Origin of the sequence: Blautia parvula, from assembly GCF_020215665.1 — a bacterium.
Taxonomy (GTDB): Bacteria; Bacillota; Clostridia; order Lachnospirales; family Lachnospiraceae; genus Blautia; species Blautia celeris.
Map to the genome: position 1 here is coordinate 4,955,895 of NZ_CP084061.1, position 16,005 is coordinate 4,971,899.

12 protein-coding genes are annotated in these 16,005 nt (G+C 44.4%); 7 read left to right on the forward strand and 5 right to left on the reverse strand.

What is annotated here, in order from left to right; genetic code table 11:
* Position 1: 1 nt before the first annotated feature.
* Entirely contained in the window at positions 2-1,483 is a 1,482-nt protein-coding gene (locus tag LC508_RS22705; protein WP_103731054.1) for an MFS transporter, read from the reverse strand.
* 207 nt (positions 1,484-1,690) lie between these two features.
* Positions 1,691-2,902 carry a helix-turn-helix transcriptional regulator gene (locus LC508_RS22710; protein ID WP_054350590.1) on the reverse strand — a complete coding sequence of 404 codons (1,212 nt, stop codon included), beginning with the start codon at positions 2,900-2,902 and terminating at the stop codon, positions 1,691-1,693.
* 180 nt (positions 2,903-3,082) lie between these two features.
* Here LC508_RS22710 and LC508_RS22715 point away from each other — a divergent pair, with 180 nt between their 5' ends.
* On the forward strand, positions 3,083-4,714 hold the full coding sequence (locus tag LC508_RS22715; RefSeq protein WP_103731055.1) for a GH35 family beta-galactosidase: 1,632 nt from the start codon (positions 3,083-3,085) through the stop codon (positions 4,712-4,714).
* A 21-nt stretch (positions 4,715-4,735) separates the two neighbouring features.
* The gene (locus LC508_RS22720; RefSeq protein WP_103731056.1) at positions 4,736-6,088 is read left to right on the forward strand and encodes an MATE family efflux transporter; all 1,353 of its coding nucleotides are present in this window, start codon (positions 4,736-4,738) and stop codon (positions 6,086-6,088) included.
* A 36-nt stretch (positions 6,089-6,124) separates the two neighbouring features.
* Here LC508_RS22720 and LC508_RS22725 read toward each other — a convergent pair whose 3' ends face one another.
* Complete coding sequence (locus LC508_RS22725; RefSeq protein WP_103731057.1) at positions 6,125-6,352, reverse strand: hypothetical protein; 228 nt, start codon at positions 6,350-6,352, stop codon at positions 6,125-6,127.
* Positions 6,353-6,622: 270 nt separating this feature from the next.
* Between LC508_RS22725 and LC508_RS22730 the strand changes: the two genes are divergently transcribed.
* The 4 genes from LC508_RS22730 to LC508_RS22745 are packed head-to-tail and all read left to right on the forward strand — an operon-like array spanning position 6,623 to position 13,201.
* Positions 6,623-7,474 (forward strand): sugar phosphate isomerase/epimerase family protein, encoded by an 852-nt coding sequence (locus LC508_RS22730; RefSeq protein ID WP_054350593.1) that lies wholly within the window; start codon positions 6,623-6,625, stop codon positions 7,472-7,474.
* Between the two features lie 19 nt (positions 7,475-7,493).
* The gene (locus LC508_RS22735) at positions 7,494-8,816 is read left to right on the forward strand and encodes a glycoside hydrolase family 1 protein (protein WP_103731058.1); all 1,323 of its coding nucleotides are present in this window, start codon (positions 7,494-7,496) and stop codon (positions 8,814-8,816) included.
* 3 nt (positions 8,817-8,819) lie between these two features.
* A complete protein-coding gene (locus LC508_RS22740; RefSeq protein WP_103731059.1) occupies positions 8,820-10,658 on the forward strand; it encodes a family 43 glycosylhydrolase in 1,839 nt (612 codons plus the stop codon).
* A complete protein-coding gene (locus LC508_RS22745; protein ID WP_103731060.1) occupies positions 10,655-13,201 on the forward strand; it encodes an alpha-L-rhamnosidase in 2,547 nt (848 codons plus the stop codon). The genes LC508_RS22740 and LC508_RS22745 overlap by 4 nt, the downstream gene beginning before the upstream one ends.
* 298 nt (positions 13,202-13,499) lie before the next feature.
* Here LC508_RS22745 and LC508_RS28645 read toward each other — a convergent pair whose 3' ends face one another.
* A complete protein-coding gene (locus LC508_RS28645; RefSeq protein WP_103731061.1) occupies positions 13,500-13,775 on the reverse strand; it encodes a helix-turn-helix transcriptional regulator in 276 nt (91 codons plus the stop codon).
* Here LC508_RS28645 and LC508_RS22755 point away from each other — a divergent pair.
* Positions 13,716-14,723: an aldo/keto reductase gene (locus LC508_RS22755; RefSeq protein WP_103731062.1), complete on the forward strand. Its 1,008-nt coding sequence runs from the start codon at positions 13,716-13,718 to the stop codon at positions 14,721-14,723. The genes LC508_RS28645 and LC508_RS22755 overlap by 60 nt on opposite strands.
* A 256-nt stretch (positions 14,724-14,979) precedes the next feature.
* On the opposite strand, the gene LC508_RS22760 is transcribed toward LC508_RS22755, so the two are convergent.
* Complete coding sequence (locus tag LC508_RS22760) at positions 14,980-15,999, reverse strand: aminomethyltransferase family protein (protein ID WP_158587256.1); 1,020 nt, start codon at positions 15,997-15,999, stop codon at positions 14,980-14,982.
* Between the last annotated feature and the right edge of the window lie 6 nt (positions 16,000-16,005).

The window sequence follows — 16,005 nt, forward strand, 5'->3', positions numbered from 1 at the left end:
CTTAGTTTTCCTCACTTTCAGTCTGTGTTGCGTTTTTCTTCTTTTCAATACGTTTTTGAACTTCTACCATATCTTCTTTACTCAAATGACAGAAGTGCATGGCTGCCAGAGTGCAGATCCAGCCAAGAATCGGAAGTCCGAACATGATAATCGTTGTAGTCCAGAAAATAGCTGGGGTGGCGGCATCTGTTGGCTGGGGCATAGTGGAAGTATAGCCAATCAATGCAATGGCACCTGTGGCAATCAAAGCGGAGAAAGAAGATACAATTTTATCGATAAAACTGTAAATGCCTGTAACGACCGCCGGAACATAACGGCCGCTGCGGTCCTGTTCATAATCAATGATATCAGACATAAAAGCAGTACCAGCAGTAGTTACACACATATTGGCACCGTTTTTCGCCAGGGTAAGAACTACGTAGAGAATCATACAGATACCTGCGCTGGCAATCTTTTTTGGGTCAATCACAATTAAAAATCCCCACATGATTACACTGATTGCGATACAGATACGAGTCCAGGTGATGATTGTTCTCTGGCTTCCGAACTTTCCGGCATATTTCGCACCGGCAATTGCAAAGAGAATAGAAGGCAGCATACCGATAACACCGAGAATGGTTGCAAGTCCCATATTGCCTATCAAAATACCATTCATCATGGTTACGATAACGGCCTGAGAGGTGGTCTGCTGTGCAATTTTGTCAGAGGCAGAAGAGATGATATAGCACTGAAGAGGACGGTTATGCTTTAAAATTTCAGCCATGTCTTTGAGTTTTAAGTGTTCCTTCTTAGCTGCTAACCCGCGAAAGTTTTCCGGTTTATCGTATTCTGATACACCGATGCATACGAGAAGAATACCAACTGCGGCAAGGCCAAGGCATACCTTGCAGGCAGTACCCAGGAATTCAAGATTGTAATCTCCGCCGAATTTGGGGAGAAGGATAGTATTTAAAACAATACTGAGAGCCATGGGGACAACATAGTTAAGTGCAGTTGACCATACGCTGATGGTCGGGCGCTGCTTGGGGTCATTACTGATTAACGGATTGATGGTAAGGGCTGTCATATTAGTGATGGTATAACCAATGACATAGATTATGTAAAATAAAGTGAATCCGATAATACCAAGACCTTTTCCCGGTCCCCAGACAAACATTGCCATGAGAGCCAGGGCTTCGATGATATAACCTGTGATGAGCAGGATACGGATTTTACCAAACCGTGTGTTTACTCTGTCATAGACAAATGCGAGAAGCGGGTCAGTGATACCATCTATAATCCGTGTCCAAGTGAGGATAACACCAACGACTGCTGTGGCAATACCAAATCCAAGACTGGCTGTGTAACTTGCCAGTCCGATGAGGGAGTAGACGCTCATGCCGACAAAGGCGTTACATGCAATCAGGATAATTTGCCAGAGTTTTGCGCGGCGGTATTGTACACCGTCAATTTCACTCTGCGAGAGCTTTTGTTTTTTTGCCATGATAAATAAATCCTCCGTTTTCTTTGTATATATTTGCGTTATGCAAATGATAAGACGTTACTGTTCAATCCGCGCTCAGTAACAATAAGACAAATATAAGGGAAGTTTTATTTGTATGTAGTATAGAAATTCGCTCATATGTACAAAAATTCGTGGAAAGAAAATTGAATGTGGAAAAACCAAACATTACAGTTAAAATCAGAACCATTATATTCTGTGATTCTGCGCGCGGTATTCGCTCGGCGACATACCCACAAGTTTCTGGAAACAGGTGTAAAAGTAACTCCGGTTGCTGAAGGAAAGGTTATCGCTGATCGTTTGAATATTTTCCGTGGTTCCGGACAGGAGCAGCCTGGCCTGATCGATTTTCTCCTTCAAGATGAAATCATTAATGCTTGTGCCCATCTCCTCCTTGAATTTGTGGGAAAAGTAATATTCTGAATACCCGCTGCGTTTGGCCAGCATATGAATTGAAAGAGGCTCTGTTATATGGGATTTGATATAGGCACAGGCATTCTGTATGGGTGCTGAGATATGTGATTCTTCCTTTGATTTACGCACGCGGTAAACATAATCTGCAAGCATGGTTTCGCTTAACTTCTGTATTTCTGACATGGAGTTACATTCCTCTATTCTGGCCGCGTAGAAATCGTTCAGATCATAGGAGATAGAGGGCGCAAGACCGCCGCGGATGCAGGCTCTTGAGCAGAGTGTCAGCAATACAAGGGTATTATTTTTATGGAGACGCAAAGAATCTTTGGAATCTATCTTCATGCCGGAGCTTAAAGACGCGGACTTTGCCAGGGCGTCTTTATAGTTGGGATTACCGTCAGCTATCATTTTGAACAACTGCTCTTCCGCGTACCAGATACCGGCGTGTTCCAGGGAAGAGGTGATGGAATCGTTTTTTTTCGCCGCGGGGACAATGCTTTGATAGGTTACGTCGTTTGTTGATATTCTGGAACCCGTCAGACAGTAGTGGAGCATAACAGCATATTGATTGATAATATTGGTGGGGACTGTGGGAATACGCTCAAACAGTTTAAAAACCATGGAACGAAGCTTTACAGTCAAATCATATTCGTCCAGATGTTTTCTCATAAGCATCTGGGAATCACGGCCGCTGTAAATGGGTCCTATTAAAAAACATTGTTCCAGAAGTGTGCCATGGTAAACAAATCCCACAATCCATAAGAGGTTTCCGGCGGCTTCCACAATGAGAGGAGTCTTTTGACCGGAAGCGATATATTCTTCCACCAGTTTGGAAAGACCGGTGTAGGAGAGAAAATTGCCGGAAAAAATACTTTCGGTCCAGTTTGTATGCGTCATATTCAGATTCTTATCATAGGCCCATATATACAGGTCGTAGTTACAGTTGATCAGTTCCATGAAAAAAGATATTTTATCGGGTGTGTTCATAGAAATCCTCCTCTTGTCTGCGAAGTGGCAGATATTTCATGTTGAAATTCGTTAAAATGTTATGAATTTAATGAAATGGAATGTTTGCTGAAATTATAACACATTTTATTGAATTATTGAACGCATAGGAAAAGGTTTTCTAATAAAATATATACTATAAAATTATGGAGGAATAAAAGTATGAACAGCAAAAGAACGGTTTTAACGGCAGATGGAAAACCATTTATAGCCATTGCAGGGGAAGTACATAACTCAAGTTCTTCGTCAGCAGAATATATGGAAAGTGTTTGGAAACGGGCGGAGGAGCTGGGACTCAATACACTTTTACTGCCTGTGACCTGGGAGCTGACGGAACCTGTGGAGGGGCAGTTTTCTTTTGAACTGGTGGATACTTTAATTGAACAGGCGCGGAGTTTTCAGATGAAAATTATTTTTCTGTGGTTCGGCACATGGAAAAATGCCCAGTGTATGTATGCTCCGGAATGGGTGAAAAAGGACATGAAACGTTTCCCCAGAGCCCAGGTGGAAAAGGGGAAAAATAAAACAAGGCTTTCCATGTTTTACGGGATGGAATATACCACACTATCATATCTCGGAGAGGAGACAAATCGTGCAGATGCCAAAGCATTTGCAAAATTTATGAAGCATCTGAAAGAGGTGGACAGTCAGGAGCATACCGTCATCGCTGTGCAGGTGGAAAATGAGACAGGCCTGCAGGGAGCGGCCAGAGAACATTCCGACCAGGCAGACTTCCTGTTTGAGCAGCCTGTGCCGGAAGCGTTTGTTTCTTATATGAAGTCTCATACAGAATCTATGGAAGCGGGTATCAAAGAAGCCGTACAAAAAGGAAAGGACAGCGGAAGCTGGAAGGATGTATTTGGAGACTATGCCGAAGAGGTATTCAGCGCATATTATATTGCCGGTTATGTGGGAAAGGTTGCAGCCGCAGGGCGTGCAGAGTATGATTTGCCGATGGTTGTGAACTGCTGGCTTGATAAAGGGGGAGAGGCCGGGCAATACCCCACCGGCGGGCCAATCGCAAAGGTGATGGAGGTGTGGAAATACGCCGCTCCGGCTATTGATGTGTTTGCGCCGGATATCTATGTACCTTATTTTTGTGACATTTGCGACACTTATACCAAACTTGGAAATCCGTTATTTATTCCGGAAACAGCAGTGCACTCCCATGCGGCACCCCGCCTGGTTTACAGTATAGGACACTATCATGCCGCCTGTTTTGCGCCTTTTGGTTTTGAAGATATGGGACAGCCTTTTGATGATATTACAGCATATCTGTTTGGTGTGGATGTGACAGACCCATTACTGCAGATTCCCCAGGATATATCAGAATACGCATGGTGCGCAAAAACCCTGAACAGCATGATGCCATTGTTGACAGATAAATATGGAAGTGATGAGCTGCAGGCTGTATGCTCAGAAACTATGGATATGACTTTGGCTGAACCGAACGGCGGATTTGCGGATATGGGGAATATGGCAGGAGAAACCATGATGTTTGATGATTTCGGATTCCAGGTCATAATGAATATTCCGCTGGTGAAGCGTAAAGATGGCGTGTGTCTGATCCTGAGAGAAAGCAGGGATACGTATTATATATTGGCGAATGGGTGCATGATTACAGCCTTTTCGGCAAATCCTGAGAAAACCTTTTATGACATCATTTCATTAGAAGAAGGGGAATTCGTGGATGGACGCTGGAAAGCGGGAAGAAGGCTTAACGGAGACGAAGCATCCAGGTTGTGCTTTAACAACTATGAATTGTTAAAACTGAAGGTATTTCAATACCAGTAAGATAGCAAAGGGGAATGGAGTGTGAATGACAAAACATTAAAGAGTCAGGAACTGTTTGAACATAAGCCGGTCTGGACAGCCGTTTTTTCTATGGCGGTGCCGTCTTGTATTACTATTCTGGTGATGTTTTTTTACAATATGGCTGACATGTTCTTTATCGGCCAGTTGGGAGATACGGCACAGGTGGCTGCAGTATCGGTTGTGAGTCCGGTATTTTCCCTGGCTGCTGCTGCGGCCACTATGCTTGGAATCGGCGGTTGTTCAGTGATCGCAAAAGCGGCGGGGACAGGAGAAATTGAGGATGCCAGGACGTATGGCAGTCTTTGCTTTTACACAGCGGCAGTATTTGGAGTTATCTGCACCATTGTCATGCTGATCGCTTCCAATTTTGTTCTGGGGCTGCTGGGAGCGAATGCAGAGATTTTCGTGTATGCGAAGGATTATATGCGGATTCTGGCACTGGGGGCGCCGATGATGCTTTTATCCACGACCCTGGGGGCTTTACTCCGGGCTGACGGTGCGATCAAAGAAGGTCTGCTTGGAAATATGACGGGTACAATACTCAATATTATATTGGACCCCGTATTTATACTGGTTTTTGGATGGGGGGTAAAAGGAGCTGCGGCCGCGACACTTCTTGGAAATGCTGTCAGCACCATTTATTATGTGATTTATATCCGAAAAAAAGGTCAGATCCTGAGTCTGAAACCATCTTATGCCATTCGGAAACCGAAATCTTTACTGCATATTATTGCAGTTGGAATGCCAAACGGAATTTCCAGTATTTTGAGCGGATTTGCTGCTACTTTTTCCAATAATCTTCTGGTTCTGTACGGTACCAATGCAGTTGCGGCTATGGCGGCAGCCGGCAAGGCTACTATGATCATATCCATGATCCAGATGGGGATATGTATGGGAGTGCAGCCCATGCTGGCATATAATTACGGAGCGCGCAATGTATCCAGGCTGAAAGAAATTTTAAAAGCTCTGAGCCTTTTGACGGTTGTCATTGGATTGGCAGCAGCAGCCGGATGTATTTTTGCCAGAGATACTTTGATAGGGATGTTCTTAAAGGATGCTGCCGCAGCAGGGATGGGGAAACAGTTAGTGGTATACCTTGTGCTGGCAAGTCCTGTTATCGGATTTTATTATCTGGGCACAAATTTTCTGCAGGCAGCCGGAAATGCAGTGACAGCAACAATTGTTTCCCTTCTCAGACAGGGAGTGCTGTTAATACCGTTTTTATTTCTCATGAATCATTTGATGGGATTTTTAGGAATTGCGCTGGCACATACATTGGCAGACGGTATAGCTACGATTGTGGCAGTCATTGCCATGTACAAACAATACAAAGTATTGCGCCATACGCTGTAATGAGATCCTGTCATTGAGTTTTTTGAAAAGGTACAGTTAAATTAGATAGTCTTTCAGGATTTCGTAATCGTTTTTATCTTCACAGCGTATCTCTCCGCCATAGAGGAGTGCCGGCTGATGCTGGAGGGAGACAAAAATCAACTGGCATAAGGTGCTTTGCATTGCCAGGATGTCTCCTTCTGAAGTTTCAAAGGTGACTTTGGAGCGGCATTCTTTTACTTTGTTCAAAAAATCTTCCAGACTGCAGTTTTCTTTTAAATGCATGATATCATTCCGCCTTTCGTTTTGGAGGTAGCGAGGTCAAAAAATTCTTACGGCAGAAACTTTTGACCTGACAGTTTTTTATTATAATAGCATAATAGAGAAATTTTAGATGTTTAAATATTTTGCAAAAAGATAGGAATTTCGTTATGACTTTCGATAACGTGAAAACAGGAACTTTTTAGTGAAAAAAGAGACACATGAGAGATGGATTTATTTTATACTGGTAAAAACAGTGAGGAGACGACCTGAAAGAAAGAGGATAGAATAGAAATGGCAAAAAAAGCAGTACAGCAGATCATGCTTGGAACGGTTACAAAAAATGAAAAACAGGCGCAGGAGACGCTAAAGCAGATAAAGGCGGCAGGTTATGATGGGATAGAATTGAATGGTTTTATGATACGCCCGTCTTCATTTCTGGTCCGGGTAATGACAAAAGCAGCCGGTATGCCGGTTGGAAAAGGCGGACAATTTGACTGGAAAAAGTTACTGGACCAGGCGGGTCTTAGCTGTGTAAGTCTTCATGAAGACCTGGGAACCATTCAGAGAGAACCGGAGACTGTGATTGCAGAAGCAGAGAAATTCGGAACAGATAAAATCGTGATTACGGGAATGTATCGTTTTGATTATTCAGATAAAGATGCTGTCAGGAAACTGTCAGATGACTTGAACCGTTCAGGAAAAGTGCTTAAGGATTCTGGCATTCAGCTCTTATATCATAATCACAACAGTGAATTCCGAAAAGTGGAGCCGGGGAAAACGGCATATGATATGATAATAGAAGAAACGAATCCAGAATATGTGAATTTTGAACTGGATTCTTACTGGCCTACGGAAGCGGGTGTATCGGCCATAACTCTTATGAAAAAGCTGGGAGAGCGGATGAAACTCTATCATATCAATGACCGGGGAACAAAAGTAAGCGGCCCGTCTATGACACCAATCCTGAAATCTGACAGTATGGAGCTGGGATACGGCAATATGAATCTGGAAGAATTGGTGCGGCAGGCCCTTGACGTGGATGTGGAGGCAATCATTCTGGAGAGCCACAAGAACTGGGCAGACAAATCACCGGTAAGATCACTGCAGCTCAGTGCAAAATTTTTGAAACAACATATGGTATAACAGAAAAAGGAGGCAGGTTATGGGAAAATTTGAAAAGGGATTCCTGATTGGCGCTGCAACAGCAGCACATCAGGTAGAAGGCAATAATAAAAACAGTGATTACTGGGCCATGGAACATATGAAATATACTTCTTTTGCAGAGCCGTCAATGGATGCAGTTGATCATTACAACCGCTATGAAGAGGATATTAAAATGATGGCAGAGGCAGGGTTAAATGCTTATCGCTTTTCCATTGAATGGGCAAGAATTGAACCGGTAAAAGGCGAGTTTGATGAGAAGGAAATCGAGCATTACCGCAAAGTATTGGAGTGCTGCAGGAATTATGGAATCGAGCCGGTTGTCACAATGCTGCATTTTACATCACCTAAATGGCTGATAGAAGAGGGTGGTTGGGAGAATGAAGAAACCATCGGGTTATTTGCGAATTACTGTAAGTATGTGGTGGAAAAATTAGGCTCATATATGCATTACATCTGTACCATCAATGAGGCAAATATGGGACTTCAGATTGCCGCCATTTCCGCAAGATATAAAGCACAGATGATGGAGAAAATGAAACAGGGAGCAGGAGCCGATGCGGATAAAGAGGCGGCAAAAGGCACAGAGGGAACCGTGCAGGTTGGCCTGAATATGCAGAAGATGATGGAGAATATGGAGAACCAGGCCCGGGAAAATATGGAGGTGTTCGGTGTAACCACACCCCAGGTATTTGTAAGCGGCAGGACACCCAAAGGCGATATTCTGGTTATGAAAGCCCACCAGGCTGCAAAGAAAGCCATCAAAGAGGTAAATGCCAATCTTCAGGTGGGACTTACGCTTTCCCTTCATGATATCCAGGCAAAAGAAGGAGGAGAAAAACGGGCAGAAGAGGAATGGGACGAAGAATTTTTACATTATCTGCCCTACATAAAAGAGGATGATTTCTTTGGACTTCAGAATTATACACGGTCTGTGATGGATGCGGATGGGATTTGTGCGGTGCCCCAGGGTGCAGAACTGACACAGATGGATTATGAAATTTATCCCCAGGCGCTGGAAGCCTGTATCAGGAAAGTATATAAGGAATTGAATATGCCTGTTATAGTGACGGAAAACGGCATTGCAGTTGCGGATGATACCGTGCGTGTGGACTTTATCAATAAGGCAACAGATGGTGTGGCAAATTGTATCGCAGACGGTATTCCGGTGAAAGGGTATCTGTACTGGTCATTGATGGATAATTTTGAGTGGCAGAAAGGGTATTCCATGACATTTGGGTTAATTGCCGTTGACAGAAGCACACAGAAGAGAACCGCAAAACCAAGTCTGAAACATTTGGGCGGACTTATTGAGAGGAGTTAATAGATGAAGTATTATTGTAATCCTGTTAATGTACCGTATCGGTATCAGTTTAATATGGATCCGCGTTCTAATGGAAAGCTGCAGATTGACAGAGAGGGGGCTGACCCTTCTATGATCCAGTTTCAGGGAAAGTATTATATTTTTGCCTCTATGAATCTGAGTGTCTGGGTATCGGAGGATATGGTAAACTGGGAGTCATATTCTCTTCCAAAGAATCTTCCCCTTTATGATTATGCGCCGGATGTAAGGGTATGCGGTGATTATGTGTATTTCAGCGCATCGAAGAAGGGAGAAAACTGTAATTATTACCGGACCAGAGATATTATCAGGGGTCCCTATGAGGAGATTGCAGGTACCTTTGATTTTTGGGACCCGAATTTGTTTTTTGATGAGGATGGGAAAATTTATTTTTATTGGGGGTGTTCTAATATCACTCCTGTATGGGGTGTGGAATTGGAGCCGGAGACTATGCTCCCTAAGACAGAGAGGAAAGTGGTGATTGAGGGCAATCCCTATGAGAGAGGATACGAACGGATGGGGGTTGATCATTGTGAGTTTCCCCGCAGTGAGGAAGAGGTGGAGATGATGTTTCAGGGCTTCCTGAAGCAGAGCAATATGACAGAAGAACAGCTTCCGAAAGTGTATGCACCGCAGATCCGGGGGATGTTTACAAGGCGGCCTTTTATAGAGGGGCCGTGGATGGATAAGTTTGGCGGAAAATATTATCTTCAGTATGCATGCCCGGGAGCACAGTATAATACTTATGCAGACGGCGTGTATGTGTCGGATTCACCTCTTGGTCCGTTTTCATTGGCGGCAAACAATCCATTTTCCTATCATCCGGGCGGTTTCATGCCGGGGGCCGGTCATGGGTCAACCATGTGGGACAGGGAGGAAAATCTCTGGCATACCTCTACCATGAGAATCAGTGTGAACCACCAGTTTGAACGCCGTATTGGAATCTGGCCGGCAGGATTTGACCAGGATGGAGAGCTGTTCTGCAATCAGAATTATGGGGATTGGCCCATAGCAGTGGAAGAGGGAAAAATAAACCCCTGGAATGAACCGAAATGGTATCTTTTAAGCTATGCAAAACCTGCAAAGGCGTCTTCTGCAGCGAAGGGCAAGGATGCAGATAAAGCGGTAAACGAAGACTCACAAAACTGGTGGAGAGCCGCAGGCAGTGAACCCGGGGAATGGATAGAAGTTGATTTGGAGAAAGCAATGGATGTAAGGGCAGTTCAGATTAACTTTGCAGATGATGCTCTTCCTATTGAGTCGCCGGGAGAGATTAAGGGCACAGCCACACAGCCCCGGTATATCGAGGAAAGAAATCTGCGGACAAGATGGAAACTGGAAGGCTCGCTGGATGGAAAAGAGTATTTCGTTATAGAGGACAAATCAGAGGCCGTGACAGATCTGCCTCATGATTTTATCGTGCGTGAAAATGGCCTTCAGATTCGTTATGTGCGGCTTACCGTGATTGAGATTCCATATGGGGTGGAACCCTGCATTTCCGGGCTGCGTATCTTCGGAATAGGAACGGGAGAAAAACCGGATGTGCCTGTATTTGAGGCAGGCAGAAGTGAGGATGAATTAGATTTACTGGTGGCTGTAGAAGGGAAGAAAGATGCTACAGGTTATAATATCTGCTGGGGTCATGAGGAAGAAAAACTTTATCACAGTTACCAGATTTACCGCAGCGTCAGGGATGTGGAAACGGGCAGTGAAGGAAGGATTGACAAGAGGATCGGGGCGCTGGTGAAAGGGCAGGATTATTTTGTCCGTGTAGACGCATACAATGAAAACGGAATCACAAAGGGAAAGGTTACAAAGCTATGAAAGCAGTTAATCTGAAAACAGAGCACATGGAAAATCCTTTAGGTATTGATGTCGCAAAGCCTTATCTGTCATGGACATGTCAGGGAGGAAAGAGACAAAGTGCCTATGAAATTGAAGCAATAAGCGGCAAAAGCACTGTCTGGAAGAGTGGTAAAGTCTATACAAACCAGATGCACGCCATATACGGAAGTGTTCCAAAAAGCAGACAGAACGTAATCTGGAAGGTACGCCTCTGGGATGAAAAAGAAGAAGCCGGAGAGTGGAGCGAACCGGCAGTGTTTGAGATGGGACTGCTGGAGGAATCGGATTTTCATGCAAAATGGATAAACCCGGAACTGGAATGTGACCCGGCAGTGCACAAACCGGCAAGTTATTTAAGAACATCTTTTGAGGCGGATCAAGTGTCGGATGCAAGACTTTATATTACCTGTCATGGCCTTTATGAGGCATATTTAAATGGAGAAAGAGTGGGCAGTTTTGTTCTGGCGCCAGGGACAAGCTCCTACGATAAATCCCTGGCTTATCAAACATATGATGTGACACCACTTATAAAAAAGGGAAAGAATGAGGTCATGGTTATCCTGGGGGATGGCTGGTACCGAAGCTGTTCCGGTGTGGATGGAGACCGTAATTTATACGGGGAAGATGTGGCGCTGTATTTCCAACTGGAGGCAGAGGGTCAGGTGATCTGTATCTCAAATGAGAACTGGACAGCCTCCCAGAATGGCCCCCTCCGGGAAAATGATATGCAGCAGGGCGAGACTTATGATGCGATGCTGGAAGAAATAACGGAGTTTCATCCGGTTAAGACGGAAGCGTTTGGCCTGAAAAATCTTGTGTGCTCCAACAGTCTTCCAATTGCAGAACGAGAACGGTTTGAAGGGAAAATCATACAGACGCCAAATGGTGAAACCGTAATTGATTATGGACAAAATCTGGCCGGATATGTGGAATTTACGGTTTGGGCCCACGAAGGAGACAAGATTGTCCTGACCCATGGGGAAACGCTGGATGAAAACGGCAATTTTACAGCAGAAAATTTCCAGGACCGCAAGCGTCACAAAGAGGGCGGAACAGAGCAGAGGGTGACATATATCTGCAAAGAGGGAGAAAATCATTATAAATCCCGCTTTACTATCTGGGGATTCCGGTATGCAAAAGTTGAGACAGAGATAGATCTGGCAGAGGCCAGATTTACTTCCATCGCAGTTTATTCGGATATGGAGCAGACGGGGACATTTGAATGCTCTGATATCTATGTGAATCAATTGGTGCAGAACAGCATCTGGAGCCAAAAATCCAATTTCTGTGATGTGCCCACAGACTGCCCTACAAGAGAACGTGCAGCGTGGACAGGAGATATGGGAGTATTTGCGGAAACCGGCTTATTTCTGGAAGACTGTTATCCGGTGATTCGCAAATGGCTTGGGGAATGCCGTCTGAATCAGTATGAGGACGGAAAAGTCGCCAATATTGCGCCGAAAAACAATAAACCAAGTTTCTTTTCCGGAATGCTTGCAGGTTCTGTTGGCTGGGGAGATGCTTCTATTATCGTTCCTTATGTGATGTATAAGTGGACGGGTGATATCCGCATACTGGAAGAAAATTATGAGATGATGCAGAAATGGTATCAGTTCCTGGAAAACAGAGCAAAACAAAAACCGTTGAATCCTATTAAACGATTAAAAAAGAATCCATATAGAAATTATACCATCGAGACGGGTGTAGACTATGGGGAATGGTGCGAGCCGGATGTGGAGAGTACCATGGCCATGCGTACACCTCAGGAAAAAGTTTCAACTGCCTATTTTGCATATTCAGGAAAACTTCTTTCTGAAATCGCCGGGATACTGGGGAAAAATGTGGATGAAGAGAATTACCGCCAAATTGCTGAAAATGCAAAGAAAGCGTTCCGCTACATTGCCACAGAAGACGGAAAAATCAACTCCGTCAGACAGGCAGAATATGTACGCGCTATCGCATTTGATTTATTGAACCAGGAAGAAAAGGCTCAGGCGGCAGCAGAGCTTGATCAATTGGTTATCAATGATGGTTATCATCTGAACACAGGATTCTTATCCACACCTTCTCTCTGCCCCATTTTGGCGGAGTATGGATATCTGGAGACTGCATATAAGCTTCTGCTGCAGGACACCATGCCCAGCTGGCTGTATGCGGTCAAAAAGGGCGCAACAACAATCTGGGAGACCTGGGATGGAATTGATGAAAACGGGAAACCAAAAGCTTCTTTGAATCATTATTCCTATGGAGCAGTCTGCGGCTGGCTGTTCCAGGGGGTGTGCGGGATTCATTTGGAAGGAAACAAAATCACAATCAGACCAATGCCCTATAGACTGCTACAATATGCAAAAGCCTCATACCGATCACCGGTGGGAGAGATTGCAAGCGGATGGAAATATGAGGGGGACAAGCTGATCTTTGATGTAGAGATTCCTCCAAATACAGAGGCAGAGGTGATCTTGCCGGATGAAAGCACACGGATACTGGAACCAGGAAAACATAAGTTCAGTGTGAAGGCGTGAAAGATTTTACAGCCAGTGAAATAATGTTTGGATAGTTAGCGGTGTGAAAATTATGCCGGGGATTTCTGCTGGGAATAACTCAGTTATCGGTTCTGGTAGCATTGTGACAAAAAGTATTCCGGATAATAATAGAAAACGAAAAGGAGGGGCTGTCGGGAAATAGATAGCCTAAAACAGGGGAGGATGTGACCGTCATCGGTCACATCCTCCCCTTGAACTATACCATCTTGCAGGTTCTGAGAACTGGAGCTATTGACTATCACTCCATTGTAATGTCTGCTTCAGCAGATATGTCAGTTTAGGAAGCATATTCCCTCGGTGAAACCCCGTAATACTCCCGGAACGTTTTATAAAAATTACTGCTGTTACTGTATCCCAGCATCAGTGCAATTTCGCTGATTGTTAAATCCGTCCCACGTAAAAGAATCACCGCCCGTTCCATGCGCTGTGAAAGTAATATTTCAGAGAAAGACTTTCCCACCTCCCGGCGCAACAGGGTGGAAATGTAATTTGGATGATAGGAAAACTGCGCCGCGATGTCTTTCAGAGTTACCCTGTCCGAATGTTCACTCATGTACTGAACAATCCGGTCGGACAGATTGTCGGTGACTGGTTTTTGGCTGGCAGCGGCATACTGCCGGCATGGACAATGAGCGGACCGATGGACCGTGACCTGATCTTTAATGAGCAGTTGGAGCGCTGCGGAGTCAGCTATTTTGATTTCTATCTGCTGCATAGCCTGGAAGATGGAAATAATTATGATACATATGTAAAATATGACTGCTTTCGTTGGGGAATGCAAAAAAAGGAAGAGGGGAAGATCAGGCATTTTGGTTTTTCCTTTCATGGCACTCCGGAATTGCTGGAACAGGTGCTGAATGAGCACCTTGAGATTGATTTTGTGCAGATTCAGTTAAATTATGCAGATTGGAATAATCAGGTGGTACATTCGGGGAGACTATATGAAATACTGCATCAGCGTAACATCCCGATCATTGTAATGGAGCCGGTAAAGGGCGGAATGCTGGCAAATCTGCAGCCGGAACTGGAAGAGATGTTAAAAGCCGTTCATCCAGATGCTTCTACGGCTTCCTGGGCGCTGCGTTTTGTGGGGTCGCTGGAGGGCGTGGTGACGATCTTAAGCGGAATGTCCACAGAAGAACAGATGCGGGATAATCTGCAGACTTTCGGTGATTTTCAGCCACTTACAAAAGAGGAGTATCAGGTGATAGAGAAGGTGGTAAAAAAGATGCAGGATATGTCTTTGGTTCCATGTACTTCCTGCCGCTACTGCTGTGACGGATGTCCTTCTAAAATTCTGATTCCGGATATATTTCATGCTTTAAATACTGCAAGATTATATCCAACGGATAACAGGCCAAGAATGTTTTATAATAACCTGACAAGTAATTCATCCGTTAAAGCCAGCGACTGTATTGCATGTGGGCAATGTGAGAGTGTATGCCCGCAGCACCTGCCGATCATTGAGCTGCTGCAGGAGGCGGTATCAAGATTAGAATAAATCAAATGACTCTGCCTGCAAATAAAAAGCCAATAGGCTGGCCATGAGCGATTCTGGGATTTTACCCCATCGGGACACAGGTGACTATGTTCCGATGGGGTAAAATTTTGTAAAGGAGTTTGATTCTGGTCACATAATTGCTATAATAAAAACAGGGAAAAATGCGGGACTGTCTGTATTTACTCGGTAACATACCAAAATGTTGTTTAAACAACTGATTAAACTGCCCCCAATTAGAAAAATGAAGGATCTCCATCTAATTCATCCAGTTTTTCTCAGTGATCACCGCTTCATATCCATGGATTTGGATATGGTCCCCTACATGCAGCTTTCCTTTTTGGGCAAGAATATATCCGATATTGACGTCTTTCATGTAGGAATATACGAGTTTTGAAACCCGTCCTATTTCCTCCCCGCTCAGGTATACCGGTTCCCCGGGGCCGCCGTACTGTTTGGAACGGATATAGATGTCCGGTTCAGGAACCTCAAAGCCAAGCATCTCCCGTGTTGGCCCTTCCTCCCGTATTTCGAGAAGCGCTTCTTTGCCGATAAATTCCTTTTTCCAGTTGATATTTTTATCAAGCCCTGTCTCAAAAGGATTCGTGTGCGCCAGATCCCTCATATAATAATAATTTGCTTCTGTAGGCAGTGTCCATGCCATTACCTGGAATTCTGTCACTTCTTTGCCGCCCAGTTTTTCTGCTGCGGGTTTTATCAGTGCCTCCAGTGCATCGCGATTTTCCGGATGGATATAAATTTCATAGCCGAATTTTTCCCCGCTGAAACCACTTCGGTTAATCAGACAGGGCATTTGGTCTATTTCTGTATCCATATGGGCAAAAAATTTCAGATTGCTGACAGAATCCCTGACAAGACTTTCTACCAGATCCCTGGATTTAGGCCCCTGTACAGCATACATTTCCCATTCATCTGTAATCTCTCTCCACTCTACATTAAAATTTCCCTGGTGAAAATACCACCAGTCATCTGTTTTCGTTGCATAAAGTGTAGATACCCAATACCGTTCTTTATCCATTCTCATGATCACAACATCATCAATGATCTCGCCCTGTTCGTCCAGCATGGTTGTATAGCGGTCCCTTCCGACTGCGAGGGATGTGATATCATTCGGGTACATATAATCCAGAAAAGCAGTCACATCCGGACCTGAAATCTCCAGAAGCTGATGTGTCCAGAAGTACCAGCCAACTGTAGTTCTGACAGCCATATGCTCCGAACGTTTCATATCATCATATTTAAATATATTTTTGTACATCTTTGC

What these genes read in the sequence shown, in the direction of transcription:
- LC508_RS22705 (WP_103731054.1), bottom strand. Translation starts at nt 1,483, where the DNA reads ATGGCAAAAAAACAAAAGCTCTCGCAGAGTGAAATTGACGGTGTACAA.
- LC508_RS22710 (WP_054350590.1), bottom strand. Translation starts at nt 2,902, where the DNA reads ATGAACACACCCGATAAAATATCTTTTTTCATGGAACTGATCAACTGT.
- LC508_RS22715 (WP_103731055.1), top strand. Translation starts at nt 3,083, where the DNA reads ATGAACAGCAAAAGAACGGTTTTAACGGCAGATGGAAAACCATTTATA.
- LC508_RS22725 (WP_103731057.1), bottom strand. Translation starts at nt 6,352, where the DNA reads ATGCATTTAAAAGAAAACTGCAGTCTGGAAGATTTTTTGAACAAAGTA.
- LC508_RS22730 (WP_054350593.1), top strand. Translation starts at nt 6,623, where the DNA reads ATGGCAAAAAAAGCAGTACAGCAGATCATGCTTGGAACGGTTACAAAA.
- LC508_RS22735 (WP_103731058.1), top strand. Translation starts at nt 7,494, where the DNA reads ATGGGAAAATTTGAAAAGGGATTCCTGATTGGCGCTGCAACAGCAGCA.
- LC508_RS22740 (WP_103731059.1), top strand. Translation starts at nt 8,820, where the DNA reads ATGAAGTATTATTGTAATCCTGTTAATGTACCGTATCGGTATCAGTTT.
- LC508_RS22745 (WP_103731060.1), top strand. Translation starts at nt 10,655, where the DNA reads ATGAAAGCAGTTAATCTGAAAACAGAGCACATGGAAAATCCTTTAGGT.
- LC508_RS22755 (WP_103731062.1), top strand. Translation starts at nt 13,716, where the DNA reads ATGATAGGAAAACTGCGCCGCGATGTCTTTCAGAGTTACCCTGTCCGA.
- LC508_RS28645 (WP_103731061.1), bottom strand. Translation starts at nt 13,775, where the DNA reads ATGAGTGAACATTCGGACAGGGTAACTCTGAAAGACATCGCGGCGCAG.
- LC508_RS22760 (WP_158587256.1), bottom strand. Translation starts at nt 15,999, where the DNA reads ATGTACAAAAATATATTTAAATATGATGATATGAAACGTTCGGAGCAT.